The following is a 26,335-nucleotide window of genomic DNA, read 5'->3' as shown; positions in this document are numbered from 1 at the left end:
AGAGAGACGGAGGTGCGGCATGCCAGTGGAGACCGGTCACCGGGCTGGGAGGCGAGGCGGGCTGGTTCCGCTCGACCCGATGCTGCTGCGGTTGGGCGGCGTACTCAGCCTCGCCGCGGTGCTGGCCGGGTTGGACGCGACGATCGTGAGTGTCGGCATCGACTCGATCGCGAGCGATCTGGGTGGACCGTTGTCCACGCTGCAGTGGGTGTCTACGGGCTATCTGCTGGCGATCTCGATCGTCATCCCGCTCTCCGGATGGCTGGCTGATCGGTTCGGTGGCCGGCGAGTGTGGATGGCGTCGGTTGCGCTGTTCGTGGCCGGATCGATCCTGTGCGGCTTCGCCTGGTCGGTGCCCGCGTTGATTGCGTTCCGGGTCATCCAGGGCGTCGGTGGCGGAGTGATGCAGCCGGTCGGACAAGGGATCCTGGCGCAGGCGGCCGGACCTGATCAGCTCGGCCGGATCGTCGGCGTACTGGTCATCCCGGTGCTGTTCGCACCAGTCGTGGGTCCGGTCATCGGCGGAGTGATCGTGCAGGACCTGGACTGGCGCTGGATGTTCTTCGTGAACGTGCCGGTCGGGGTGCTCGCGCTGCTGATGGCAGTGCGAGTGATCCCTGAGGACCGGCCCGCAGCAGGTCGCGAGCAGCTCGACTGGCTTGGGCTGGGCCTGTTGTCACCGGGTCTTGCTGCGCTGATCTTCGGCTTGTCCGCGGTCGGCGATCACGGCGCCGGCTCGGTCCGTGCGATCGTCCCGCTGATCGGCAGCGTCGTACTGCTCAGCGCTTACTGCGTGCACGCGGTTGTCACGAGGAAGGCGCCGCTGATCGACCTGCGCCTGTTCGCCCGTCGTGGTTTCACCGCTGCCACGACGAATTCATTCCTTCTCGGCGCCTCGCTGTACGGCTCGATGCTCGTCCTCCCGCTCTACTTTCAACAGGTCGAGCACAGAGGTGCCATCGAGGCCGGATTCTCACTCGCACCGCAGGCCCTTGGTGCCGCGGCCATCTCGCACGTCGCCGGCCGTCTCACGGATCGCATCGGTCCTCGTGGGGTGATCTTCGTCGGCATCATGCTCAGCCTGGTCGGCACCGTACCGCTGGTATTCCTCGGCTCCGGCCTCGCCAACTGGATCATGCTCGTCGCGTTGGCCGTCCGCGGTGCCGGGATCGGCGCGACGATGGCTCCGGGGATGGCGACGGCGTTCGGCAGTGTCGAGCGGTACCAGGTTCCCCGTGCCGCGAGTGCCTTGAACGTGATGAACCGCGTCGGCGGCTCCATCGGCACCGCAGTACTTGTGCTCATCCTCCAGGGCCAACTGGCCCAACACACAGGCAATCCGGCCGCGGCGTACGGCGTCACCTTCGCGTGGGCGCTTGGGCTGTCGGTCCTTCCACTTTTCCCCGCACTGGCGTTTCCCGCCAAGAACAAGGAGATCCCATGTCCTCCGAAGTGATCGTGGTCGGGGCCGGCCCGGTTGGGTTGACGCTCGCGATCGAGCTTCAGCTCGCCGGAGTCCAGCCCCTCGTGCTGGAGCGGCTGGCCGAACCCGCTCCCCAGCGCAAGTCACGCGGTGTCGGTCCGCTGGCCTTCGAGGCGCTCCAGCGCCGTGGACTCGGCCCGGCGCTCGAGGCCTGCCAGCCCGAGCGGCAGGACGAGAAGAAACGAGATCATGGCAGCGCGAAGAACCACTTCGCGTGGATCCACAAGATCGATCCTGAGCTGCAGGAGGAGCCCGATCGCACCGGGCGGCTGATCTGGCAACCGGACCTGGAGCGGATCCTCGCCGACCACGTTGTTGCCCTCGGCATCGACGTACGGCGCGAGTACACCGTGACCGACCTCGTCCAGCACGCCGGGGGCGTCTCGATCACCGTCACCACACCTGATGGTGAGCGACGGCTCGAGGCGGCGTACGTCGTGGGGTGCGACGGTGGCCACAGCGCGATCCGCAGGCTGGCCGGATTCGACTTCCCGGGCACCCCGCCGATCATGACGGCGCGCCAAGCCCAGGTCGAGATCGTCGATCCGGACAAGCTCCCGCCGTCCGGCCGGCTCGAAGGCGGGATGTTGATCCACGGCCCGGGCGTGCTGGGTACGTTCGATTTCGTCGAGGGTCCCGACGTACCGCGGGGTGCGGTCACGCCAGAGGAACTGCAGGCGAGCGTACGGCGGGTCGCCGGCGTGGACGTGAGTATCACCGAGGTCAGCGACGCGCTCCGCTTCACCGACAACGCCCGTCAGGCGAGCACGTACCGACTCGGCCGGGTCTTGCTTGCCGGAGACGCGGCCCACGTGCATTCGCCCAACGGCGGACAAGGTCTCAACCTCGGCCTGGTCGACGCGGTCAACCTGGGGTGGAAGCTGGCGGCGCAAGTACGAGGCGTGGCGCCTGAGGGGCTGCTCGACAGCTACACCGAAGAGCGGCACCCCGCCGGCGCCGCCGTACTGGCCAACACCCGCGCACAGTCCGCCCTGATGCGCCCCGGTCCCCACACCGACGCACTGCGCGACATCGTGTCCGAACTCATGGACATCCGCGAAGTCAACCAGTACTTCGGACGCCTCCTCGGAGGCCTCGCGCACCGCTACACCTTCCCGTACACCAAACCCGACGACCACCAACTAATCGGCCACCACTGCCCCGACCTAACCTTCACCACCGCGACCACTTCCTCCCGACTCAGCCAGTTCACCCGCTCAGGCCGCGCCGTACTGCTCACCCCACCCCACACCCCCACCCTCAAGGCGGCATCCGCTTGGCGCGATCGCCTAGAACTCATCGAGATCAACTCCATAGACGACAACCGCCTATCCGCCCTCCTAATCCGCCCCGACGGCGCAATAGCCTGGGCCACCACCCCCGGCGAACCGCCAAACGAGCTGCAACTCCAAACAGCCCTCACCACTTGGCTAGGCATTCCGTCAACGTCGCGGTCGGATGCGATCAGGTGATGCCAGCGGTTAGTTGAGCAACTTCAGATATGGCGCAATCGCGGCGGTGTGGTGGTTCAAGCGCTCGCGCGGGTCATCCCAGGCGATGCAGATCCACAGGGGTCCGGAGCTTTCAACGGTCCCTGTGCCGTACTCGAAGTGGTCGACCCTGTCGTCCTTCTCCAGGTCTCGCCAGGTCAGCGTGGTGCGGTCAGGGCGCCGGGACAGGGCATCGTCGACCGGCGTCCTGACCAGTCCATGGGTGAGCGCTGATCGGTTCTCCTCGCTCTTCCGCATGTGAACACCCTGGCCGTCGTCGGATGCTTACAGCGAGTAGTCGCTTGTATTCCTCGGCGAGAGGCGACAGGAATACGGAGCTGGGGGAGACTTGGGTTATGACCTTTGGTGACCGGCTGCGTGAGTTCCGCGAGCATCGCGGGTGGTCGCTCGGTGACCTGAGCAAGGCCACGCACTTCAGTCGTGGGCATCTGAGCAACATCGAGAACGGTCGGAAGACGCCGACAGATGGGTTAGTCAGCGCATGTGATCGCGCGCTCAGGGCCAAAGGCGAACTGATTGCGGCCGCGCGCAACGCGACGCTCCTCAAGCTGGATGAGGTGCCGTGGCAGACGGCGGAGCTGGTGCAGCGAATGCAGGCCAGTGACACGACGCCTCAGACGCTGGAGATTCTGCGATCCACAGTTGAAGAGCTGTGCTGCCAGTACAACCGGCGCGATGCCTTGGAGCTACGCGAGGAGGCTCATGCGTGGCTCAACCACGTCGGCGATCTCCTCACCCGTCCAGTCGGCTTGAAGGCACACCAGGAACTGTTGGTGGCAGGCGGTTGGCTGGCGCTGCTGGCCGGTTGTGTGGAGTACGACCTCGGCCTGCGGGCGGCGGCCGAGTCCACCCGGACAGCGGCGCTTCAACTCGGGCTCGAGGCAGGCCATCCGGAGATCGCCGGCTGGGGTCACGAGATGACCGCATGGTTCGCCCTCACCCAGGGGCGCTTTCGTCAGGCGATCGCGGCGGCACAGCAAGGTCAAGCCGTCGCGAAGACCTCCAGCGTTCACGTCCAACTCATCGCGCAGGAAGCCAAGGCCAAGGCTCGTCTCGGTGAATCGGGCCTTCAAGGCCTCCTGGAGTCCGGCCGCGAGATGCTCGACCGCTTGCCCTACCCGGACCGGCCCGACAATCACTTCAAGGTGGATCCCGCGAAGTGGGACTACTACTCGATGGACGTCCATCGCATCGGCGGCGACGACCAGATGGCGCGGCAGCACGCCGAGACCGTCATCCACGACAACCTCGCTCCGGACGGTACCGAAGTCAGCCCGATGCGCATCTCCGAATGCCGGATCACCCTCGGCTTCATAGCGGGACGAGAAGGCGACCTGGAGCAAGCCGTCGACCTCGGTCTCGACGGCCTGAAAGACAGCCGCCAGTCCCGCCCGCACCTCCTGATGATCGCCGGCGAACTCGGCCAGGAACTCCGATCCCGCTACCCCGCCGAAACCCTCGTCCACAACTTCGAAGCCACCCTGAAGACCGTCTGACAACGGCCCCGCCGCCGAACAGACCCCTCCAGAAACAAAGTCCTTGGCCGCGGTCAGGCGAGCGCATCTATACGAGGGGAACCCATGCTGAGCAGGCCTACCTCGGCCTCGGATTCCAGCTGTGGGGTCGGTTGCCTGGTGGCTTCCGCGATCGCGATGGCTTGGTCTTCGACGAGGTGCGCTTGTGGAGGCCGATCACGCCCAAGACGTCCTGATCGATCGCCGAAGTGGTTCAGGGGCACGGGGGTGGATCTGCTGGATTCGTTCAAGACTTGGTGGGGTCCGCTCGTAGGTTCGGGCTTGTGATGGTCTAGCGGAGGAGTGATATGAGCAAGGTGTTCAGTGCGCACGCTGTATCGGTTGATGGGTATATCAGTGGGCGGACTCCCGATGGGGCTGACGAGTTCGGGCGTGGGCTTGGTGATGCGGGGATGCTCTTCGACTGGTACTTCGACGGGGAAACGCCGAGCGAGCTGTTCGGCGGGTTCAAGTTGAGTGAGCCGAGCGCCAGGTTCTTCGACATCATCGCGGCGCGGGTGGGGGCGACCGTCTCCGGGCGTACGACGTACGAGCACTCGAGCCACTGGGGAGGCGACGGGCCGCATCCGACGGCACCGCTGTTCGTGCTCAGCCACCGGCCAGCGCCTGAGATCAGCGAGAAGCAGACGCTCGTCACCACGGGGATCGAGGACGCGATCGCGGCGGCGCGGGAGGTTGCCGGGGACAAGGATGTCGCGGTCATGGGCGGCGGCGCACTGACCTCGGCCCTGGCGGCGGACCTTGTCGACGAGGTGATCCTGCATCAGGTGCCGATCCTGCTCGGCGGCGGTCGCAGCTTCTTCCAGGAGGTCCCGAAGCACGTGCGGCTCCGGCTGGTGGAGGCCATCCCGGCACCCGGTGTCACGCACCTCCATTACGAGGTGGTCCGATGATCCTCGTCACGGGCGGCCTGGGCATGATCGGTGCCCACACCGCCCAAGCCCTCCTGGATCTCGGACATGAGGTCGTCGTCACGACACACCGCCGTACCGAGGTCCCGTCATTCCTCGCCGGCCAGGTCACCGTGGAATCCCTCGACGTCACCGACCGGGAAGCCTTCCTCGCCCTGGGCGAACGCCATGACATCAGCGACATCGTTCATCTCGCCGGCAGCATCCCCGACGAGGACCCGGTCGACTTCTTCCGTACGGACGTGACCGGCCTGCTCAACGCGTTGGACGCCGCCCGCACGTGGGGAGTCCGCCGGTTCGCTGTCGCGAGCAGCCTTGGCGCGTACGTCGGCCGGACCGAGATCCCCTGGCACGAAGAGCTCCCGCTGCCGACCGCGCAACTGCCGCACCTGATCATCGCGTTCAAGAAGGCCGTGGAGCCGCTGACCACGCACAGCCTCCAGGGCAGCGGTGTCCAGCCGGTCGTACTCCGGATCGGGACCATCTGGGGACCGCTCGTCGATCCGGAATCACCGTTCTTCTACATTCCGCCGTACATCAGCGCCGTACTCCGCGGTGAGCAACCGAAGCCGCTGTACGCCGACGACGGCGGCGACTGCTGTTACGCGTCGGACGCCGGGCGCGCGATCGCCCTCCTGACGACCGCGGAGACGTTGCGGCACGACACCTACAACGTGTCCAGCGGCCGGCCGTACACCAACCGCGAGTTCGCAGAAGCCCTGCAGGCGATCACGCCTGGCCTGAAGCTCGACCTCCTGCCCGGGCGCCAGGCCGGTCCCGGCGCAGACCCGTACCTCGACATCACCCGGCTCACCCACGACACCGGCTTCGAGCCCACCTTCGACGTCGCCAAGTCAGTCGCCGACTACGCCGCCTGGCGCACCAACAACCCCCGCTGACCGAGTCACTTCGCGGCTGATTTGAGAAGGAACCAGTAGTTGGTAGTGGGGCCTCAAGAGGCGCTGGTACGGTTTGGCGTTGGTCATGAGTGTCAGCGTTTAGCCCCGGCTTGCTGGCCGGCAACCCTCCGTTCGTGGGTGGGGTGCCCCGGGTGAGGACCAGGCTCGGCGCAGGAGTGCCGGGCAAGCCGCGAGTGGGAGGTTTGGCATGGCATCGTTGCGGTTCCGTTCGGCCGGGGCGGAGGACGCCGACCAGGTCGCGTTTCTGCACGCCGATAGCTGGCGTCGGCACTACCGGGGCGCGTATGCGGATTCGTTCCTCGATGGGGACATCGACACCGATCGTCGGTCGGTCTGGTCAGGACGGCTGGCGGCGCCGGCCAGGTCCGCGACCATCCTCGCCGAGTACGACGACCAACTGGCGGGCTTCGTCCACGTCGAGTTCGACAAGGATCCGCGGTGGGGCAGCCTTGTCGACAATCTGCATGTTGACTATCGGCAACGCCGTACCGGGATCGGCACTCAGCTTCTGGCCCGCGCCGCAAACGCGGTCATCGGCGAGGCGAACAGCAACGCGATGTACCTGTGGGTGTTGCAGCAGAACACAGACGCGCAGCACTTCTACCGGGCGGCGGGAGGCAGCTCGGTAGAAACGGCCGCCGTACCACCGCCTGGCGGAGATCCGACTCGACTCAACGGCACTCCGAAGTGCCAACGGATGGCCTGGCCCGATGCATCGCAGTTGGCCGGATCGCTGAAAGCGGATTGAATCCGTCGTCTGGGAGATTGGGGAGATAGAGCCCAAGGAGGAGACCATGCGACCACTGATCGTCTTCAGCGACATGACCCTCGACGGATTCATGGCCGGACCGGACAACGACCTCGACTTCATGGCCGATGACCCGCAACTGACGAGCGAGCTGACCGGCGAGCTGATGTCCGTTGCGGACACGATCATCTGGGGCCGCAAGTCGTTCGGACCGTCGGCCGCCTACTGGACGACCACCGAGGGCGACCTGGCTGCGTGGCTCAATACAACGCCGAAGTTCGTCCTGTCATCGGACAAGAGCTTCGACGTCAGCGCCTGGGAGAACTCGACCCTGGCCGCCGGCGACGGAGCGGACCAGGTTCGCCAGTTCAAGGAGTCCACCGGCGGCGGCCTGGTCGTGTTCGGAGGAGTACAGACCGTACGCTCGCTCGTCGCCGCCGATCTCGTGGACGAGTACTGGCTCAAGCTCAACCCCGCGATCGTCGGTCGCGGCGGATCGATGTTCTCCGAGGTGGGCGAACGCAGGAAGCTGACGTTGAACAGCGCGCGGTCCTACCCCTCCGGAACCGTTGCGCTGGTCTACTCGACGCACACAGGCTGAACCGAGAAGGTGGTTGCGACGTAGGGATCTGTGTCTACGCTCATCGGGGAGGGCGATTGGTGCGGATCCGGCTGCTCGGAGGTTTCGGGGTCGATCGAGGGGGACAACCCGTCGATGGCCACGTCTGGCGTCTGCGGAAGGCGCGGACGCTGGTCAAGCTGCTCGCGCTGACACGGGATCAGCGGCTGCATCGCGACGTACTGCTCGAGGCGTTGTGGCCCGATCGGGCTCCGACGTCCGCGGTCAACAATCTCCACCAGGCGCTGCACGTCGCCCGTCGGGCGCTCGCCGGTGACGAGCCGAGCAACGGTCTGCTCGAGTTGCGCGACGACTTCGTAGTCCTGCTCGCGGACGGTCTCGTCGAGGTCGACGTACGGACGTTCGAGCAGTTGGCCGCGCTCGGGCGGACCAGCGGTGACCTCGCCGACCTGCGCGCCGCGGTCGCCGCGTACGCCGGAGATCTGCTCCCCGAGGACCGGTTCGAGGACTGGGCCGACCGGCCGCGGGAGGAACTCCGGGCGACCTTCTGCGATCTCCTCGTGGACCTGGCGGAGGCGACGGAGAACGACGTAGAGGCGCTCGACGCCCTGCAACGCGCCCTCGCCATCGACCCACTCCACGAGCGCGCCGTCCGCGACCTGATGCGGCGTCATGCGGCGATGGGCCGATCATCGGAGGCCTTGGCCCAGTACGAACGCCTCCGCACCGACCTGCGTACGACGTACGGCACCGATCCGGATCCGGAGACCCAACGCGTCTACCGCGACCTCCTGACAGGAAACGACGAGGAGAACCGGCCCCGCCACAACCTCGCCCCCGCCCTGACGAGCTTCGTCGGACGCGAGCGCGAGATCGCCGACCTCCATCGCCTGCTGGACCGGGGCCGGTTGGTCACGCTCACGGGAGTCGGCGGTGCGGGCAAGACGCGACTTGCGGAGGAGGCTGCGAGGCGGCTGCTCGATGCGTACGCCGATGGCATCTGGATCGCCGACCTGGTCCCGGTGGCAGATCCGCGGCTCGTGCCCGACACGGTCGCGGCCGCATTGGGACTGGATCCCGCAGCGGGCTCGGACCCATTGCGCACACTGATCACCCGCTTGGCTCCACGAAACCTCCTCCTCGTTCTGGACAGCTGCGAACACCTGCTCGCTGCCTGCGCCGGACTCGCGAGCGCAGTACTGCGAAGCTGCCCTGGCGTCACCGTGCTCGCGACGAGCCGCGAGCCTCTGCACACGCCGGGCGAGGTGACCTTCCGGGTGCCCTCACTCGAGCTGCCGGAGCCTGAGGATGCCGGTGACCTGAGCCGGCTCGGGACGCTGGCTTCGGTACGGCTCTTCGTCGACCGGGCCCAGGACGTCCGGCCCGGCTTCGTCCTCGATGCGGACAACGCCGCGCCCATCGTGGAGATCTGCCGTCGTCTCGACGGCATTCCACTGGCGTTGGAACTGGCCGCCGCCCGCGCATCGCACCTGGAGGCGGCGGAGATCGCCGAGCGGTTGAGCCAGGCTCTTCCGTTGCTCGGCCGGCACGGCGAGATCACTCGGCATGCAACGTTGCGGGCCGCGCTCGAGTGGAGCCACGCGTTGCTCTCGGACGACGAGCAGATCCTGCTGCGGCGGCTCGCGGTCTTCGCCGGCAGCTTCTCGTTGCCGTCGGCCGAGGAGGTGTGCGCGGACGATCGGATTCCCGCCGCGGACGTGCTGGACGGCCTCGGTCGCCTGGTCGACAAGTCCCTCTTGCAGGTCGACCACGACGGTCCGCGTTCGCGCTATCGCCTGCTGGAGACCATCAGGCAGTTTGCGCGGGAGCGACTCGTCGCCGCGCACGAGGTCGAACCGCTGGAGACAGCGCACTTCGAGCACTTCCTGGAGTTGGCCTGCGCCCAGGATCCGGAACGGTCCAGCGTTGTCGTCGAACGTCCACAGTCGCTCGACGTCGACCACGACAACCTCCGCGCGGCGCTCGCGTGGGCGGTGCGTCACGATCACCAACAGGCCCTGCTGCTGGGGGTGAACCTGTCGCAGTACTGGCTGGCGCGGGGTCATTTCGCCGAAGGAGCCGGCTGGCTGGAACGCATTCTCGACGTGGCCGTCGTACCGTCCCGGGATCGGGTCCGGGCGATCTTCGCACTCGCGGTTCTCGACGCCCGGAGTGGTTTGAGCGACCGGCTCCCGGGGCTCGGAGACCAGGCTGTCGCCGTCGCCGAGCAGTCCGACGATCCCACCGACATCGTGTCCGCCCGGGTCCTGCGCGGCACGCTTCTCCTCGGCAGCGGAGACCTCAACGAGATCGAACAGACCGCCATGGAAACGCTCGCGCAGGCCGACTTCCTGGGAGCGGCACCCGTCGCCGCCTCCGCCCAGCAGTTGGCCGCGATGGCCGCGTTGTTCCGCGAGGACGTGAAACCGGCACAGCAACGGTTCGCCGAGTGCCTCGAGCGGCTGAGCGTGATCGACCCGGCAGTTGGCCCGTTCTTCCCTGCCGTGACGGCGTGTATGCCGCTCGCCCCTGTCGACGGCTCGATGGTGCCGGTGTTCGAGGAGACCTTCCTGCTCGGCCGTCGGGTCGGCGCCGTCCGCGGCCGGGGCTACGCCTTGTCGGCCTTCGCTGACGCCCACCGGTTGGCGGGAGACCTGGCCGGCGCGCTCGACGCCGTACGGCGGTCTGTCGAGGTGTTCGCCGGTGTCGACGACGCGGCGGGTCTCGGCCACGCGCTCAACCATCTGGGGTGCATCGAGCGCGACCAGGGACTGTTCGAGCCGGCCGAGGAGCATCTCCGCGAGGCGCTGCGGATCCGGGAGCAACTGGGCGACCGCCGCGGCGAGAACCTGACGCTGGCCAACCTCGGACTGCTGTCCGCGGCGGCCGGCGACCCCGCGACGGGCCGGCGGCTCACCCGCGTCGCCCTCGACCGCGGCGAGGCGGTCGACGACGTGCCAGGCGCGGCCGGCGCGCTGCTGAACCTCGTCGTCGTCGAACTTTTCGCCGGCCGGCGGAAGGCCGCCCGGATGCTGGCCGAACAGGCGGTGGAAGCCTTTCGGCCACAGGGTTATCTGCGCCTGGAGGCATGGACTCGGCTCCTCGCCGCCGAGCTCGCACGAGACGACGGTGACGTGGAGACCTTGTCCCGGCACGGCTGGGTGGCGGTCGAGATCTTCGCCCGGCTCGGCTCCCGCATCGGCATCGCACGGGCAGCCGCCCTCCCCCTGACAGCAGCACGCTAAGTCACGCTAAGCCATTGCGAAGTCAGCCTTCCTACTGTCGTTCGGGTCCAGGGAAACCCCTGGGTTCGACGAATCAGGAGTAGAGATGACAACGACGCAAGCGCGGCAGGACACGCTCGGGGAGGCCACGCTCGGTGAGCTCGCCGAGGGACTTCGTGGCGAGCTGATCCGCCCGACCGACGCTTCGTACGACGAAGCACGGTCGATCTGGAACGCCGCGCATGACAAGAGACCCGCGCTCATCGTGCGCTGCCGCGGGGTGGCCGACGTCATCCGGGCCGTGGAGTTCGCCCGTAGCGAGGGGTTGACGCTGGCCGTCCGGGGCGGCGGTCACAGCATCCCCGGTTTCTCGACGACGGACGGCGGCCTGGTGATCGACCTGTCGCCGATGAACTCGGTCCGGATCGATCCCGACCGGCGCCGCATCGTGGCGCAGGGCGGCTGCGTCTGGGGAGACGTCGACGCCGAAGCGCAGGCCTTCGGGCTGGCCGTCACCGGCGGCCTGGTGTCCACAACCGGTGTCGCGGGCTTCACCCTCGGCGGCGGGATCGGCTGGCTGGTCCGCAAGGCCGGCCTCGCGTGCGACAACCTCGTCGGCGCCGACATCGTCACCGCGGACGGCCGGTACCTGCACACAAGTGAGGAGGAGAATCCGGAGCTGCTCTGGGCGTTGCGTGGCGGCGGCGGCAACTTCGGTGTCGTCACGTCATTCGAGTTCAAGGCGCACGAGGTCGGCCCGACGGTGTTCGCCGGTCTCGTCTTCTACCCGGGCGACAGCGCAGCCGACGTACTGCGCGGCTTCGGTACGGCGGCCGCCGGCGCACCCGACGAGTTGTCGCTGGCCATCAACCTGACGACCGCGCCACCGCTGCCGTTCCTGCCCGAAGAGGTGCACGGCAAGCCGATTGTCGCCGTACTGGGCATGTGGTCAGGGCGGGTCGAGGAAGGCGATGCGGCGACCAAACCGTTCCGCGAGCTCGCGCCGGTGGTTGCCGATCTGTTCGGCCCGATGCCGTACAACGCGATGCAGACGCTGCTCGATCCGCTGTTCCCGCGCGGCATGCGGAACTACTTCCGCTCGGCGTTCTTCAGCGACCTCGAGCAGCCGACCGTCGACGCGCTCGTCTCGGCCCACGCCCAGGTGCCGAACGGCGTGTCCGAGCTCCACGTCCATCACCTCGGAGGGGCGATGGGCCGGGTTCCGGCGGACGCCACCGCGTTCGGCACTCGCGACCGTGAGTACATCCTGAACGTGGTCGCCCGTACGCCGGACGCGGACGGCTACGACGAGGCCGTCCAGTGGGCTCGCGCCTCGGGCGCCGCACTCGGCCCGAACGCGGCGTCGTACGTGAACTTCACCGGCGAGACCAACGAGGACATCGTCCGGGCGTCGTACCCGACGACGACCTACGACCGCCTCGTCGCCGTGAAGAACACCTACGACCCCACCAACCTGTTCCACCTCAACCAGAACATCCAACCCACCAAGTAGCAGCACGCAGGCCTCAGGCCCAGGTCATCGACCTGGGCCTACGGGCTGTCGACGCGGGTGAGGATGCCGGGCAGACAAGTTGGACAGGTCGGTGCGACGACATCTGCTGCCATGGAGCCAACGTACGTCACTTGATCAGCGCCGTCGCTGCTTCGTGGATCTTGGTGAGGGCCTTGATGAGGTGGGCGCGTTCGGCCTTCGTCAGCGTGGCGGTGAGCTGATCCTCGAGGTGCTGACGCTCGGCCTCGATCGGTTTACGGAGGGCGCGGCCGGCGTCGGTGAGCCAGAGGCGGACGAGTCGGTGGTCGTGCGGATCGGGCCGGCGTTCCATCAGCCCGGACTCCGCCATCCGGGTCGCGAGCTTGGTGACGGCGGGCGTGGTGACGTTCACCGCGGCGGCGATCTCGCCCGGCGTACGCCCGTCCTGCTCCCACAACGCGGCCAGCAGATGGTCCTGCCCGAGCCGCAGCCCATGCCGTTGTACGGCGGCGTCCGCGGCCACCCGAAGCGCCTTCGACGTCTTGCTGTGCAGGTCCAGGAACTCAGGCATCAAGGGACTCCAGATTGACGACCAGATCGTTTACCGGTTAACGTTCCCAGAGAGATCGTTAACCGGTAAAGGAGTCTCCCATGCTACTCATCACCGGCGCCACCGGCCACGTCGGCCGGCTCCTGGTCGACGAGCTCGACCGCCGCGGCGCCGAGTTCAAGGTCCTCCTGCGCGCACCACGCACCGACGTACCCGGCGAGCACCTCATCGGCGACCTCGGCCGGCCGGAAACGCTTGCACTGGAAGGCGTCGACAAGGTGTTTCTCCTCGCGCCCGGCATCGGCCTCGAGCACACCGAGAACGTCGTCACCGCCGCCCGGGCGGCGAACGTGCGGCACCTCGTCTACCTCTCGTCGTACGCCGTACTCGGCGAACCGATCCCCGCCATGGGCCACTGGCATCACGAGCGCGAGCAGTTGATCCAGCGGGCCGGGATCCCGGCGACCTTCCTCCGGCCGACCGGCTTCATGAGCAACGCGTTCGACTGGCTGCCGACGATCCGGGACGGCGGCTACGTGCTGGACCCGATCGGCCCCGGCCGTGCCGCACCGATCGACCCGGCCGACATCGCGGCGGTCGCGGCGACCGTCCTCACCGAGGAAGGACACGAGAAGAAGGACTACACCCTGACCGGCGGCGAGACGTTCACGGTGGCCGAGCAGGTCGTGATCCTCAGCCAGGCCATCGGCCGCGACCTCGAAGTCCGCACCGTCGAGACCCCAGAGGACGCGGTGCGGTTCCGCTACCCCGACGGCGCCCCGCCGGCCCTGGCCGCAGCGCTCGTCGAGGGTCTCCAGCTCATGCGCGCCGACACGGTCGGCCTGCGCACAGGCGCCGTACGCCGCCTCACCGGTCAGGACCCACGGACCTTCGCGGACTGGTGCCGGCAGAACGCCGCAGCCTTCAGGTAGACGGTTGAAGTAGCTCCGCAGTACCCACCTCAGGGCGTGGTGAGTACTGCGCAGCCGCCTAGTTGGCCTCTTTGGTGGCCCAGTAGTGCCATTGTGGGGACGCGACCGGGGAGCGGGTCAAGCCGTCCGGCCAGGTAGCCGGCAAGTCGTGACTTCGCGCCGCGTACAAGATCACCTCCGATGCGGTGCGGTCGCCGCGGACGGCGACCCGTGCGGCGGTTTCGGCACGCATGTCGTTGAGGTAGTGGATGGCGGGCAGGAACTCCGCACTCAGCCGTGGACTGAGCCGGCCGACGGGTTCGTCGTCCAGCCGGATCTCGACCACGATCCGATGCCGGTCCTGGATGCCGTCCTCCTCTTCGATCGCATGCATGGTGGCGTACGCCCAGCACTCGCCTTCCGCCCGGAAGAACGGCGCCAGTACGTCGGGATGGACCTCGCTGCCCGGTACGACGATGCCGCTGCCGGGCGGCAGCAGGTGGAAGCTGCCGGGTGGCGGCAGATTCACCGGGACGAGCATGTGCGGCTGGCCGAGGGCCACCGCCACGCTGGCGTGGAACTCGGTGCCCTGGTCACCCTTGCTGTCCCAGTCCGCCGGCTCCCACTCACTCACCCACAGATGGCACGGCACCTGCGGTTGCAGGCCTTGTGCCACCAGTTCTGACAGCACCGGGTGGTACCGGTGCGCGTCGTCCCTCGGCAGATAGCCGACAACCTTCCCCTGCACCCGTACGGCGATCGATCGGGGGTCGAACCGGTTGTGCGGTTCCGGGACGAGGTCCGCCTCGGTGTCCAGGTCTGCGCCACGCGCCGGGATGGGGTCGGGGAACAGGCTTCGGATCGCCTGCTCGTGCGGAGTCTCCCGCACGACTTCCTGACCGCACCACAAGGCGTCGCCCCACAGACTGAACGGAATCAGTTCCATCCTGCCCTCCAGTCCTTCTGACCGGCTTTACTCGGCTCATCCCGTCCAGACCCCTGGCCGTTACACCGAGTGAGCGTATGAAAACTAGAATCCCCATGGAAGGGCCGTTTCACGCATCGTGCAAGAGTCTGATGCGCAAAGGTATCCCTCCGTCCGTAGTGTGGACGCGAATCGTCTTGTGCAGCGAGCGAATCGGCAAGGATCGTGCAAATGCACGGGAAGGAAGCTCATGCAGGGCAGTAGTTCAGTCGCTCGATCGACAACCGTCACAGGCCCTTCGGCCCTTGACGCGGCAGCGATCGAGGCCGCGGTCAAGCGACTCGACAGCGTCGCGGTGCGTACACCGTTGCAACGCAACCTCCGCCTCTCCGAACGCACCGGCGCGCAGGTCTGGCTGAAGCGGGAGGACCTGCAGATCGGCCGGTCCTACAAGCTTCGCGGCGCCTACAACCTGATCGCCCAGCTCGACGACGCGGCCAAGGCGGCCGGGGTCGTCTGCGCGAGTGCGGGCAACCACGGTCAGGGCCTGGCGTACTCGTGCCACATCCTCGGTGTCCACGGCAAGGTCTACGTTCCGCGTACGACGCCACGCCAGAAGCGGGACCGGATCGCGGCACTCGGCGGCAAGCAGATCCAGGTGATCGTCACCGGCGACACGTACGACGACGCGGCCGCCGCGGCACTCGCGGAAGGCGAGGCCACCGGCGCCACGACGGTCCCGGCGTTCGACGACCTGAGAACCGTTGCAGGACAAGGGACTGTGGCCGTCGAGCTCGTCGAGCAGCTCGGCCAGGCGCCCGACGTACTAGTGGTTCCGGTCGGTGGTGGTGGGCTGGTCGCGGGGGTCGCGACGTGGCTGGCCGAGCGGCATCCCGGCGTACGGATCGTCGGCGTCGAGCCGGCCGGAGCGGCGAGCATGGCCGCGGCGCTGGAAGCCGGCGAGCCGGTGACGTTGCCACACCTGGACAGCTTCGTGGACGGCGCCGCCGTACGGCGGGTTGGCGACGTGACACTGCCGTTGGTCCAGGCGGCCGGCGTCGAGATGATGTCGGTGCCCGAAGGACTTGTGTGCTCGGAGATGCTCGAGCTCTACCAGACCGACGGGTTGATCGCCGAGCCGGCCGGCGCGCTGTCGACAGGTGCCTTGGGCAACGGTCTGGCGGTGCGGCCGGGTGAGACGGTGGTCTGCCTGCTGTCCGGCGGGAACAACGATGTCAGCCGGTACGGCGAGATCCTCGAGCGATCGCTTGTGCACGAAGGGCTCAAGCACTACTTCCTGGTGACGTTCCCACAAGAGCCGGGCGCACTCCGCCAGTTCCTGGACGAGGCGCTCGGCCCGGATGACGACATCACGCTGTTCGAGTACGTGAAGCGCAACAACCGCGAGACGGGTGTGGCACTGGTCGGCATCGAGATCAGCCGGCCGGGCGATCTCGAGGGACTGAAGGCACGGATGGACGCGGCACCGCTCGAGATCGAACGCATCAACCCGAACTCACCGGAGTTCCGCTACCTGATCTGAACGCACTGATCCCGCCGAGCGTTCTCCGCGCCGGCGGGATCACCACCTCGTCGTCAGTTCTTCGTATGCCTCGCAGTCCGCGGATCCTGCGGATGCGTGCCATCGGCCCAGTCCTGATCCCGATCCTGCGTCAGGTCAGCTGCCTGCGCGCGGTGGTCCTCCGACTCCGCACGGGCTTCCTGCGCGGCCTCCTGCCGCTCAGCCGCACCGGCCGCGAGGCGACGTGCCTCAGCTGCCTTCTCATCGGCGATCGCTTGCGCCTTGCGCGAGCGCGCCTCGACCTCATCGGCCACAGCCTGCTGCCGCTCGGCCTGCACTGCCGAAGCCCTGGCCTGCTGCTCGTGCTCGTAAGCCTCCTGACGCTCCCGCTCAGCCCGTCGCTTCGACGACCGCGACGAGGCCCCAGCGAGCAGAGCCACCAGGATGACCAGCACCGCAACAGCCACAACAATCCACAAAATGGTCATTCCGTCCATCGCCCCTCCAAGGCTCGATGTCCAGAACCCCCGGTACCCGGACCTGCCTCGGCCTAACGCCGAAGCCGGTCCGGGTTGAGGTTCAGACCAGTCCGCGGCGGGCGGCCCAAACGATCGCTTCGATGGCGGTGCTGAAGCCAAGGCGGTCGCAGACCAGGCGGGTACGGCGGCGGACAGTACGTTCGGACAGGTCGAGCCGGCGAGCCACCGCGTCGACCGGCAGCCCGGTGGCGAGCAGTCGCAGAAGTTGCAGGTCGTCGTGGCTGATCTCGCGAGGTGGCACCCGGCGAGCGAGGGGGCGGAGTTCCTGGGGGAGGACGGTCATACGGATCACCTTGTTCCGAACATCCGGGACTCGGCGGCGTCCCAGTCGGCCGGTTTGCCCTGCGGGTCGTAGCGCCGCAGGTGATGGGTGGACCGGACGAGGGCGCGCATCGCGCTCAGGTCCGGCAACGGCTCGCCCAACGCGCGAGCCTGAACAAGGACGTTGCCCAACGCCGAGGCCTCGACCGGCCCGGCCAGTACAGGCAACCCACAGGCGTCGGCGGTCAACTGGCAGAGCAACTCGTTCTGCGAGCCGCCGCCGATGACGTGCAGTACGTCGACCGCCCGGTCAGCGATGCTCTGCGCCGATCGCAACGTCCGGCGGTACGCGAGCGCGAGACTCTCCAGCACACACCGCACCGCGGCGGCGCGCGATCGCGGCGGCTCCTGCCCGGTCGCACGGCAGTGCTCGTCGATCCGTTGCGGCATGTTGCCGGGGGCAAGGAACTCCGGGGCGTCCGGATCGATCAGTACGGCGAACGGCGGCGCGTCGGCCGCCTCCTGCAACAGCCGCGGCAAGTCGTCGTCCCCCCAGACGCGCTGGCACTCCTGCAGAATCCACAACCCCATCACGTTCCGCAGGAACCGGGTCCGCCCGTCCACCCCACCCTCGTTGGTGAAGTTCGCCGACCGCGCTTCCTCCGTCAGCACCGGCGCCTCCAACTCCAGCCCCACCAACGACCAGGTGCCCGACGAGATATACGCAAACCGCTCATCCCCAGCAGGTACGGCGACCACCGACGAAGCAGTGTCATGCGACCCCACCGCAATCACCGGCGTCGCAGCATCAAGCCCAGTCTCCTCAACCACGTAAGGCAGCAAAGTCCCCACCACCTCACCCGGTTCACGCAGCGCCGGCAGCAGTTCCCGAGGGATCCCCACCTTCGCGGCCAGCACGTCACTCCACCCCCGCGCACGCACGTCGTACAGCTGAGTGGTGGAGGCGTTCGTCCGCTCGGCCCCGACCTCCCCGGTAAGCCAATAGCTGAGCAGATCCGGGATCATGAGCAGCACCTCGGCCCGGTCGAGCGCGTTCTCTGCAGCTAGTTGGTAGATGGTGTTGAACGGAAGTTGCTGCAGGCCCGTGATCTCGTAGAGCTCGGAAGCGGACACCTTCTCCAGGACCCGTTCCATCACGCCGTCGGTGCGGGAGTCGCGGTAGTGGACGGGGTTGCTGAGGAGGCGGCCGGAGGTGTCCAGCAGGCCGTAGTCGACGGCCCAGGAGTCGATGCCGATGCCGTCCACCGCGCCCGCCGTACGGAGGCCTTCGAGCAGGGAGCGGTAGAGGTGGAGGATATCCCAGTGGAGGGTGCCGGAGACCTGCACCGGACCGTTCCAGAAGCGGTGGATCTCGGTCAGGTCCAGGCGGCCGTCGCCGACCGCGCCCAGCATGACCCTTCCGCTGGACGCGCCCAGATCTACCGCGGCGACACGTTTCATGGGGAGACGACGGTCAGGTCGAGGTCAAGGAGGTCAGCGACCGCGGCCAGGTCCTTGGCGCGGTGACCGGTACCGAGCGCCCAGTGATGCGCGACCCCGGAGGCCGACCACGCGTCGGTCCACTCGCCCGGATCGCACCCGAAGTCGACCCGCGACGTAGTGTTCCCGATCTGCAGCAACGGCCCTGGTACGACGGTGCCCTCGGACGCGATCAGGTTGAACGAACCGTCCCGGCGCTGACCAAGTCCGCACGCCGTCACCGGCCCGTGCTTCACGTCGAACTCGACCGACACACCCCAACCGCGCTTACCGTGATACACCCCGAGCCCACGCAGCAACGGCTTGGACGAGCTGATCGCCAGGTGCGCCGGTCCGTCGTGGCCCATCTCGACCACGTTGTCGTTGAAGTTCAGCGCCTGCAGCTCGGTGAACGATCCGCCCGCACCCAGCCGATCCATCACCAGCATCGCCAGCGACGTCCGCAGCTCGTACTCACCGGCCGCCGGAATACCCCTTGCCGTGAGCAACGAAGCACCCAGGATCATGCCGGCCGCGACCCGTTCGTGCGTCTCTCCGTCGAGCCCGCGGTGGTAATAGGCCAGCGAATCAAGGGAAAAGTCGGCCACCAGCCGGTCGAGCGCGACCGACACCGTGGCACCCCACCGGAAGTCGTCCCCGTTCACCGAGTCGTCGAGGGCGAAGATGTCCTGCGCGAGCTTCATCCGCTCGTCCGTCTCGGCCGAGGTGACCTTCTCGACGCGGACCCGCAGGTCGTCGATCTCGAGGATCTCCACGTGGCCGCCGAGCTGCGACGAGACCAGCGTCGGGTCGGTGATCACGTCCATCATCCCCGGGTACAGATGCCCGAGCAGACCATGCCGCCCATGCCGGAACGCCGCCCGCACCCCGGCCGCGCGGATCCACCGATCGATCCGCCCCCACGCCCGCTCGTCCTCCAGATAACCGGACACGGATCGGAAGTCGACTCCGCACCGCTCGAAGGCGTTGGCCATCTCCGGCAACGGACAGGCCCCGCAGTAGGCCAGCCAAGCACCCGTGTCGAAGGTCACGTGGTCCATCGCCTCTGTCGGCTGCAGATTCAGCAACAGCACCGGCGCACCGCTCCGCTGAGCGATCGGGACCAGCATCGACGCGGTCATGTACGTCGTCAGAAAGCCGACAATCAGATCGCAGTCAGCGACCCGCAGCTTCTCGGCCGCGACAGCACCTTCCTGCGCGTCCGAGATGAACCCGACGTCGACGACCTCACAGTCCAGCGCGGAGAACCGCTCCGAGACGCGCCGCGCAGACGCCTGCAACTGCGGCAGCAGGTCGGGGAACTGCGGCCAGTAGGCCCCGAGCCCGCCGGCCACGAGCCCGATCCGCGTCTTGCGCGTGGTGATCCGCTCCAGCCCGGGGCGGACGTCCAGCTCGGTCATCAAGACTCCTAGCGAAGGAAGGCGGCAGCCACGCCGGCGTCAACGGGCACGTGGAGACCGGTCGTATGCGTGAGCTCGCCAGCGGCCAGCGCGAACACAGCGGCCGCCACGTGCTCCGGCAGGACCTCCCGCTTCAGCAAGGTCCGCTGCGCGTAGTACGCACCCAGCTCCGACTCGGGCACGCCGTACACCGCGGCACGCTGCGCTCCCCAGCCCTTGGCGAAGATCCCGGAACCGCGTACGACGCCATCCGGGTTGACGCCGTTGACGCGGATGCCGTGCTCACCGAGCTCGGCCGCGAGGAGCCGGACCTGGTGTGCCTGGTCCGCCTTGGCCGCGCCGTACGCGACGTTGTTCGGGCCGGCGAAGACCGAGTTCTTGCTGGAGATGTAGATGATGTCGCCGCCCAGGCCCTGGTCGATCAGCACCTTCGCAGCCGCCCGCGAGACCAGGAACGAACCCTTCGCCATCACATCGTGCTGCAGGTCCCAGTCGCGCTCGGTCGTCTCCAGCAACGACTTCGAGATCGACAATCCGGCATTGTTGACAATCAGATCGACACCACCGAAAGCAAGTACGCCCTCCCGCAGCGCCGCTCCCACTGCCTCGGCCGACGAGACATCGGCGCCGACGGCAACGGCCACGTCGGACGACCCGATCTCCTTCGCCACCGCCTCGGCCGCTGCCAGATCCAGGTCCGCCACCACGACACAAGCGCCCTCGGCCGCCAGCCGCTGAGCGATCGCCTTCCCGATCCCCGACCCGCCGCCGGTTACAAAGGCGACCCGGGTCGCCAGCGGCTTCGCCTTGGGCATCCGCTGCAGCTTGGCCTCTTCCAGCGCCCAATACTCGATCCGGAACTTCTCCCGCTCGTCAATCGGCGCGTACGTCGACACTGCCTCGGCACCGCGCATCACATTGATCGCGTTCACGTAGAACTCGCCGGCCACCCGCGCGGTCTGCTTGTCCTTGCCGAAGCTGAACATGCCGACACCCGGAACGAGCACGATCGCCGGGTCCGCACCCCGCATCGCCGGACTGTCCGCCGAGGCGTGCCGGTTGTAGTAGGCGGCGTAGTCCTCGCGATACTGCTCGTGCAGCTCGCGGAGCCTGCTGACTGCCTCGTCGAACGGGGCGGTCGGGGGCAGGTCGAGCACGAGCGGCCGCACCTTGGTGCGGAGGAAGTGGTCGGGGCAGGAGGTACCCAGCGCCGCTAAGGCGGTGAGCTTCTCCCGGGCGGTGAATTCCAGGACGACGTCCGAGTCGGTGAAGTGGCCGACCTGCGGCTTGTCCGTCGAGGCGAGTCCGCGGATCACCGGTGCCAACTCCGCCGCACGGGTCCGCCGGACGTCCTCCGGCAGAGGCTCGAACCCGGGGACCACGGCACCGAACGGCTCCGCGGATCCACGCTCCGCAAGGAAGCGTTCCGCCGTACGGATGATCTCCAGCGAGTTGGCCTCGCACCCCGCCGAGGTATCACCCCACGCCGTGATGCCATGCCCGCCGAGGATGCAGCCGATCGCGGACGGGTTCTCCCGCTTGACCGCCGCGATGTCGAGACCGAGCTGGAACCCGGGCCGCCGCCAAGGCACCCAGACCACCCGATCGCCGAAGCACTCCGCGGTCAGCTTCTCGCCGTCGGCCGCGGTCGCCAGCGCGATCCCGGAGTCCGGGTGCAGGTGGTCGACATGGGGAGAGTCGACCAGGCCGTGCATCGCGGTGTCGATCGACGGCGCCGCACCCCCCTTACCGTGCAGGCAGAAGTCGAACGCGGCGACCATCTCGTCCTCGCGGTCGACGCCCGGATAGACGTCCACCAGCGAGTTCAGGCGGTCCAGCCGCAGTACGGCGAGACCGGCCGGCGTCAGCGTGCCGAGGTCACCGCCGGAGCCCTTCACCCACACCAGGTCGACGGGTTGCTGCGTCACCGGGTCGGTCGCCGTACCCTTCGCGGACGTGTTTCCGCCCGCGTAGTTCGTATTGCGCGGATCGGCACCCAGTCTGTTGCTGCGCGCAACAAGTTCGGCTGCAGTGTCGGTCATGATGATTCAGGCTCCCCATCCGGCCTGCTGGCCGTCGGCTCGGTCTTTCACGATCTGTTCGAAGTACCCACTGCGCTTGTACGCCGCGACCGGCTGCGGATCGAGTCCCTGCGAGTCCCGCAGCTCGGCGAGCAACGGCCGTACGTCGGTGTTGTAGGCGTCCATCAGCGCAGCGTTCGCCTCCAGCACGTCACCCGAGGCCTGGGCAGCGCGCAGCGCGTCCCGGTCGACCAGCAGCGCCTTCGCGGTGGCCTCCTGGACGTTCATCACCGAGCGGATGATCGCGGGGATCTTCTCCTCGATGTTGTGGCACTGGTCGAGCATGAACGCGATCCCGCGGTCCGGGTCGAGCGCGTCACCGCGGACGATCTCGTTCATGATCCGGAACAGCTGGAACGGGTCGGCCGCCCCGACCATCAGGTCGTCGTCGGCGTAGAACCGGCTGTTGAAGTCGAAGGCGCCCAGCTTCTTGGTCCGGAGCAGGGAGGCGACGATGAACTCGATGTTGGTCCCCGGCGCGTGGTGACCGGTGTCGATGCAGACCGTTGCCTTCGGCCCCAGTTCGAGACAGTGCGCGTACGCCGTACCCCAGTCCGGCACGTCGGTGGTGTAGAAGGCCGGCTCGAAGAACTTGTACTCCAGCAGCATCCGCTGGTCGTCACCGAGCCGGTCGTACACCTCCTTCAACGCCTCGGCGAGCCGGTCCTGCCGGTCCTGGATGTCGTCCTGGCCCGGGTAGTTCGTGCCGTCGGAGAACCACAGCTTCAGATCGCGGGACCCGGTCGCGTCCATGATGTCGACGCACTCGAGCAGGTGGTCGGTCGCCTTCCGCCGTACCCGGGGATCGGGGTTGGTGACGCTGCCGAGCTTGTAGTCGTCGTCCTGGAACACGTTGCTGTTGATCGCGCCCAGCCGGACGCCCTGCTCCTTCGCGTACGCCGACAGGGCTGCGTAGTCGTTCACCTTGTCCCACGGGATGTGCAGCGCGACGCTCGGCGCGACGCCGGTGTACTTGTGCACGACGGCGGCGTCGGCGATCTTCTCCTCCGGCGACCGCGGCACGCCGGGCTGACTGAACACCTTGAACCGGGTGCCGGAGTTCCCGAACGCCCACGAGGGCAGTTCGATCTCCTGGCGGCTGAGGGCGGCCTTCGCGGCTTCGGTCGTCATGGTTCAGTCCCCTTCGGATGGCGCTGTGAGGTGGAAGATCTCGGGTAGCAGCAGGAACGACTCGTCCGGCGGCCGGCCGTCTTCTGTGCCGTCTCCTTGGCGAGTGAAGAACTCGGTCATCTCCGCCTGCCAGCGGGTGTTGACCTCGGTCGCCGCCATCGCTTTCTGCGCCGCCTCCAGGTCGTCGGACTCGACGTACCCGATCAGCAGGCCGTCGTCGCGGAGGAAGAGCGAGTAGTTGTGCCAGCCGGAGTCACGTAACGCGGCCTGCATCTCGGGCCAGACGTTCCGATGGCGCTCGACGTACTCCTCCAAGCGGTCAGGTCTGACCTGGAGGCAGAAGCAGTAGCGATTCACAGCGGTCCTCAGAAGTTGAACTGGTCGATGGTGGCGGTCGACACGCCGAGGCGGCCGAACGGCTGGGCGGCCCGCCGGGCCGTCACAGCCCGGTCGATGGTGTTGAAACGACCCAGCGGCTGGCGGCCCATCGCGATGTTCCCGGCCCCGGACAGGTCGGGGACGCGGTGAGCCGTCGGTCATCGTCACCTCCAACTCGGGGCGTAGAGTTGCTGAAAGGTTTCAAGAGGATTGCACGAACGTAAGGGCGGGCGCCTCCAGCCGTCAAGAGGTCGCCCACCTCCTGGCGTCCCATTCCGGACGGTTACTGCGGAAACCGAGCGGAAAGCAGGTACGCTTCGCCCGCTAACACGTTTCAAACCGATCCACGACGCGGGGAGGTCACGCATGCCGGCGGACAGCACCCCGGACCACGCCCCTGGCCCCACCCGCCGTGCCGGCGCCAGCCGGTCAGCCGCCGACTCGTCCAGTCGACCTACCGGCACTAGCCGGTCTGCCGCCGACGCGGCGGGCGGCGCCTCGGCGCTACCACGAACGGCGAGCTCAGCCCCCTCCTCTTCCCCCTCGGCAGGAGGAGGGAAGCGGCGGCGTGCCGCGAAGCGGCATGCTGCGGGGGTCAAGGCGGTGGCGGCGACAGCGGGAGTGTCTTTGGGGACGGTCTCGAATGTGTTGAACCGGCCTGAGGTGGTCAGTCCGTTGACGCGGGCGAAGGTCGAGGCGGCGATGGCCTCGCTGGGGTTCGTGCGGAACGAGTCGGCCCGCCAGCTCCGAGCCGGCAGCAGCCGGATCCTCGCGTACCTGATGCTCGACGCCGGCAACCCGTTCTTCACCGACGTCGCGAAGGGTGTCGAGGAGGCGGCCCGCGCGGCCGGGCTGTCGGTCTTCCTCTGCAACAGCAACGAGGACGCCGACCGCGAGGCCGACTACCTCGACCTGCTCGAGCAGCAACGCGTGCAGGGCATCCTGATCACCCCGATCGACCAGAACTCCTCCCGCCTGCGCAAACTCCCGTCCCGCGGTACGCCGGTCGTCGTCGTGGACCGTTCCATCGACGACTCCGACCACTGCTCGGTCGCGGTGAACGACATCCTCGGCGGCGAGCTCGCCATCGCCCACCTGCTCGAGCTCGGTCACGAACGGATCGCGTACGTCGGCGGCCCGAACACGATCGGCCAGGTCATCGACCGTCGCGACGGCGCCCGGCGCGCGCTCCGCAAGGCCGGCAAACCGCCGGAGAACCTGATCGAGATCACCACCGGCGCCCTGACGGTCGCGGAAGGTAGGGGCGCGGGGCAACGACTCGCCGGCCTCCCGGCGGCCCGGCGCCCGACCGCCGCCTTCTGCGCGAACGACCTGCTGGCGCTGGGATTGCTGCAGCAGTGCGTGAGTCTCGGCCTGCGCGTTCCCGAGGACCTCGCCATCGTCGGGTACGACGACATCGAGTTCGCCGAGGCTGCCGCCGTACCCCTGACGTCGGTCCGCCAGCCGCGGCAGCTCCTCGGCCGGACCGCCGCCGAACTGTTGCTGGACGAGTCTTCGAACCCGGACCACGAGCACCAGCGGGTGACGTTCACCCCCGAGCTCGTCGTCCGGACCTCGACCCGAGGCACTCTCTGAGCCTGTCGCGCTATGGTGGCCAGGCGAGTGGGGGTCACTGTGCGAGGTGAGACATGCGCGTCGCTGGCGGGGGTTTGGTGCGGCGGTGGGGCGGCCGCGCTGTCGGCCTGGCGATCACCGGTGTCGGCCTGTACATCGTGGCGCCGAGCATCCTGTCCCTCTTCGGAGCCTGGCCACGCCTCGCGGATGTGAATCCCTGGTGGTTCCCGGTCCTCGTAGTCCTGGAGGCCTGCAGCTTCGCCGCGCTGTGGTGGCTCGCCAAACTGGCCTTGGCCCAGCATCACGGGGACCAGGAGCCACGACCCGTCCATCCGGGGTGGGGCACGATCGCGACGGCGCAACTGGCCGGGAACGCCGCGAGCAAGGTCGTCCCCGGTGGCGCGGCCACTGGTGGCGTCCTCCAAGCCAGGCTTCTGATCCAGGCCGGGCAGCCGGCCGCAGTCGTCGCCTCCGCTCTGACCGCGATGGGCCTGATCACCACCGGCGTGCTGCTGCTGTTGCCCGTACTCACGGTGCCCGCGGTGCTGATCGGCCCACCGCCCGCTCGGCAGCTGGAACTCGGCCTCTTGGTCTCGCTGATCATGGCAATCGTCATCGTCGGTCTCGGGCTCACTGCACTCACCTGGAAACGGTTCGTGGTGATCGTCGGTCGGGCGGCCGGTCGCGTCATCCATGTCGTGAAGCGCAGCGTGACCGCCGACAGTTGCGCCGCGACGCTGGTTGCGCAGCGAGACCGGGTCGCCGCTGCGTTCGAGGGCCACTGGTGGGCTGCGGCCTTCGCGGCGGCCGCGAACCGCATGTTCGACTACGCAGCGCTCGTCGCCGCACTGGCGGCGCTCGATGCGCACGCCCGGCCCTCCATGGTGCTCCTGGCCTATGTCGTCGCCCAGGCCCTCGCGATGATCCCGATCACGCCGGGTGGTCTCGGCTTCGTCGACGCCGGTCTCGCAGCGCTGCTGGTCCTGATCGGAGTCAGCGCGGACACGGCACTCATCGGGACACTCATGTACCGGCTCGTCTCCTTCTGGCTGCCGATCCCCGTGGGCCTCCTGGCCTGGGCCGGCTGGCGGATCCACCTGCACATCACCAGTCCATCGAGGACAGAGCCACCCCCTTCCGCCGGGGATGAGGAGTAGG

The 26,335-nt window shown here is 68.0% G+C and carries 24 protein-coding genes and 1 riboswitch; of the genes, 13 read left to right on the top strand and 11 right to left on the bottom strand.

What is annotated here, in order from left to right:
- Positions 1-19: 19 nt before the first annotated feature.
- Positions 20-1,456, top strand: coding sequence for a DHA2 family efflux MFS transporter permease subunit (locus tag AB0E63_RS23040; RefSeq protein WP_360369646.1), 1,437 nt, complete (start codon positions 20-22; stop codon positions 1,454-1,456).
- Positions 1,441-2,955, top strand: a complete 1,515-nt coding sequence (locus tag AB0E63_RS23035) for an FAD-dependent monooxygenase (protein WP_360369644.1) — start codon at positions 1,441-1,443, stop codon at positions 2,953-2,955. The genes AB0E63_RS23040 and AB0E63_RS23035 overlap by 16 nt, the downstream gene beginning before the upstream one ends.
- Positions 2,956-2,964: 9 nt before the next feature.
- On the opposite strand, the gene AB0E63_RS23030 is transcribed toward AB0E63_RS23035, so the two are convergent.
- A complete protein-coding gene (locus tag AB0E63_RS23030; RefSeq protein ID WP_360369641.1) occupies positions 2,965-3,231 on the bottom strand; it encodes a hypothetical protein in 267 nt (88 codons plus the stop codon).
- 44 nt (positions 3,232-3,275) lie between these two features.
- On the opposite strand from AB0E63_RS23030, the gene AB0E63_RS23025 reads away from it, so the two are divergent.
- The 7 genes from AB0E63_RS23025 to AB0E63_RS22995 all read left to right on the top strand — a co-directional run bounded on the left by AB0E63_RS23025 (position 3,276) and on the right by AB0E63_RS22995 (position 12,425).
- Positions 3,276-4,490, top strand: coding sequence for a helix-turn-helix transcriptional regulator (locus AB0E63_RS23025; protein ID WP_360369638.1), 1,215 nt, complete (start codon positions 3,276-3,278; stop codon positions 4,488-4,490).
- A gap of 326 nt (positions 4,491-4,816) precedes the next feature.
- The gene (locus tag AB0E63_RS23020; protein WP_360369635.1) at positions 4,817-5,422 is read left to right on the top strand and encodes a dihydrofolate reductase family protein; all 606 of its coding nucleotides are present in this window, start codon (positions 4,817-4,819) and stop codon (positions 5,420-5,422) included.
- Positions 5,419-6,339, top strand: coding sequence for an NAD(P)-dependent oxidoreductase (locus AB0E63_RS23015; RefSeq protein ID WP_360369632.1), 921 nt, complete (start codon positions 5,419-5,421; stop codon positions 6,337-6,339). The genes AB0E63_RS23020 and AB0E63_RS23015 overlap by 4 nt, the downstream gene beginning before the upstream one ends.
- Positions 6,340-6,420: 81 nt before the next feature.
- Positions 6,421-6,535, top strand: a riboswitch (SAM riboswitch).
- A 12-nt stretch (positions 6,536-6,547) separates the two neighbouring features.
- The gene (locus tag AB0E63_RS23010) at positions 6,548-7,108 is read left to right on the top strand and encodes a GNAT family N-acetyltransferase (protein WP_360369629.1); all 561 of its coding nucleotides are present in this window, start codon (positions 6,548-6,550) and stop codon (positions 7,106-7,108) included.
- Positions 7,109-7,154: 46 nt separating this feature from the next.
- A complete protein-coding gene (locus AB0E63_RS23005; RefSeq protein ID WP_360369626.1) occupies positions 7,155-7,709 on the top strand; it encodes a dihydrofolate reductase family protein in 555 nt (184 codons plus the stop codon).
- Between the two features lie 59 nt (positions 7,710-7,768).
- Complete coding sequence (locus AB0E63_RS23000; RefSeq protein ID WP_360369623.1) at positions 7,769-10,933, top strand: BTAD domain-containing putative transcriptional regulator; 3,165 nt, start codon at positions 7,769-7,771, stop codon at positions 10,931-10,933.
- A gap of 85 nt (positions 10,934-11,018) precedes the next feature.
- Positions 11,019-12,425 carry an FAD-binding oxidoreductase gene (locus tag AB0E63_RS22995; protein ID WP_360369620.1) on the top strand — a complete coding sequence of 469 codons (1,407 nt, stop codon included), beginning with the start codon at positions 11,019-11,021 and terminating at the stop codon, positions 12,423-12,425.
- A 127-nt stretch (positions 12,426-12,552) separates the two neighbouring features.
- On the opposite strand, the gene AB0E63_RS22990 is transcribed toward AB0E63_RS22995, so the two are convergent.
- Positions 12,553-12,975: a MarR family transcriptional regulator gene (locus AB0E63_RS22990; protein ID WP_360369617.1), complete on the bottom strand. Its 423-nt coding sequence runs from the start codon at positions 12,973-12,975 to the stop codon at positions 12,553-12,555.
- Between the two features lie 80 nt (positions 12,976-13,055).
- On the opposite strand from AB0E63_RS22990, the gene AB0E63_RS22985 reads away from it, so the two are divergent.
- A complete protein-coding gene (locus tag AB0E63_RS22985) occupies positions 13,056-13,886 on the top strand; it encodes an NAD(P)H-binding protein (RefSeq protein ID WP_360369614.1) in 831 nt (276 codons plus the stop codon).
- Between the two features lie 58 nt (positions 13,887-13,944).
- Here AB0E63_RS22985 and AB0E63_RS22980 read toward each other — a convergent pair whose 3' ends face one another.
- Positions 13,945-14,811 carry an HIRAN domain-containing protein gene (locus AB0E63_RS22980; protein ID WP_360369611.1) on the bottom strand — a complete coding sequence of 289 codons (867 nt, stop codon included), beginning with the start codon at positions 14,809-14,811 and terminating at the stop codon, positions 13,945-13,947.
- Between the two features lie 229 nt (positions 14,812-15,040).
- Between AB0E63_RS22980 and ilvA the strand changes: the two genes are divergently transcribed.
- On the top strand, positions 15,041-16,333 hold the full coding sequence (gene ilvA, locus AB0E63_RS22975; RefSeq protein ID WP_360369608.1) for a threonine ammonia-lyase IlvA: 1,293 nt from the start codon (positions 15,041-15,043) through the stop codon (positions 16,331-16,333).
- A 53-nt stretch (positions 16,334-16,386) separates the two neighbouring features.
- Here the strand turns inward: ilvA and AB0E63_RS22970 are convergent, their stop codons facing one another.
- The 8 genes from AB0E63_RS22970 to AB0E63_RS22935 form a co-directional block, all read right to left on the bottom strand.
- A complete protein-coding gene (locus tag AB0E63_RS22970; protein ID WP_360369605.1) occupies positions 16,387-16,800 on the bottom strand; it encodes a hypothetical protein in 414 nt (137 codons plus the stop codon).
- Between the two features lie 91 nt (positions 16,801-16,891).
- The gene (locus tag AB0E63_RS22965; RefSeq protein WP_360369602.1) at positions 16,892-17,134 is read right to left on the bottom strand and encodes a helix-turn-helix domain-containing protein; all 243 of its coding nucleotides are present in this window, start codon (positions 17,132-17,134) and stop codon (positions 16,892-16,894) included.
- Between the two features lie 5 nt (positions 17,135-17,139).
- Entirely contained in the window at positions 17,140-18,573 is a 1,434-nt protein-coding gene (locus tag AB0E63_RS22960; protein WP_360369599.1) for a rhamnulokinase family protein, read from the bottom strand.
- Positions 18,570-20,012, bottom strand: a complete 1,443-nt coding sequence (locus tag AB0E63_RS22955; RefSeq protein WP_360369596.1) for an L-fucose/L-arabinose isomerase family protein — start codon at positions 20,010-20,012, stop codon at positions 18,570-18,572. Before AB0E63_RS22955 ends, AB0E63_RS22960 begins: the two co-directional genes overlap by 4 nt.
- An 8-nt stretch (positions 20,013-20,020) precedes the next feature.
- Positions 20,021-22,054, bottom strand: coding sequence for a bifunctional aldolase/short-chain dehydrogenase (locus AB0E63_RS22950; RefSeq protein ID WP_360369593.1), 2,034 nt, complete (start codon positions 22,052-22,054; stop codon positions 20,021-20,023).
- A gap of 6 nt (positions 22,055-22,060) precedes the next feature.
- Complete coding sequence (gene rhaI, locus AB0E63_RS22945) at positions 22,061-23,224, bottom strand: L-rhamnose isomerase (RefSeq protein ID WP_360369590.1); 1,164 nt, start codon at positions 23,222-23,224, stop codon at positions 22,061-22,063.
- A gap of 3 nt (positions 23,225-23,227) precedes the next feature.
- Positions 23,228-23,581, bottom strand: a complete 354-nt coding sequence (locus tag AB0E63_RS22940) for an L-rhamnose mutarotase (RefSeq protein WP_360369587.1) — start codon at positions 23,579-23,581, stop codon at positions 23,228-23,230.
- An 8-nt stretch (positions 23,582-23,589) separates the two neighbouring features.
- Positions 23,590-23,712, bottom strand: a complete 123-nt coding sequence (locus AB0E63_RS22935; RefSeq protein WP_360369584.1) for a hypothetical protein — start codon at positions 23,710-23,712, stop codon at positions 23,590-23,592.
- 493 nt (positions 23,713-24,205) lie between these two features.
- On the opposite strand from AB0E63_RS22935, the gene AB0E63_RS22930 reads away from it, so the two are divergent.
- Positions 24,206-25,198 carry a LacI family DNA-binding transcriptional regulator gene (locus AB0E63_RS22930; RefSeq protein WP_360369581.1) on the top strand — a complete coding sequence of 331 codons (993 nt, stop codon included), beginning with the start codon at positions 24,206-24,208 and terminating at the stop codon, positions 25,196-25,198.
- A gap of 53 nt (positions 25,199-25,251) precedes the next feature.
- Positions 25,252-26,334 (top strand): lysylphosphatidylglycerol synthase transmembrane domain-containing protein, encoded by a 1,083-nt coding sequence (locus AB0E63_RS22925; RefSeq protein WP_360369578.1) that lies wholly within the window; start codon positions 25,252-25,254, stop codon positions 26,332-26,334.
- The last annotated feature ends 1 nt before the right edge of the window (position 26,335 follow it).

This window comes from Kribbella sp. NPDC026596 (genome assembly GCF_040638415.1).
In the GTDB taxonomy this organism is placed as follows: domain Bacteria; phylum Actinomycetota; class Actinomycetes; order Propionibacteriales; family Kribbellaceae; genus Kribbella.
Note: the sequence above shows the minus strand (reverse complement) of the source record. Positions and strands in the feature narration are given on the sequence as shown.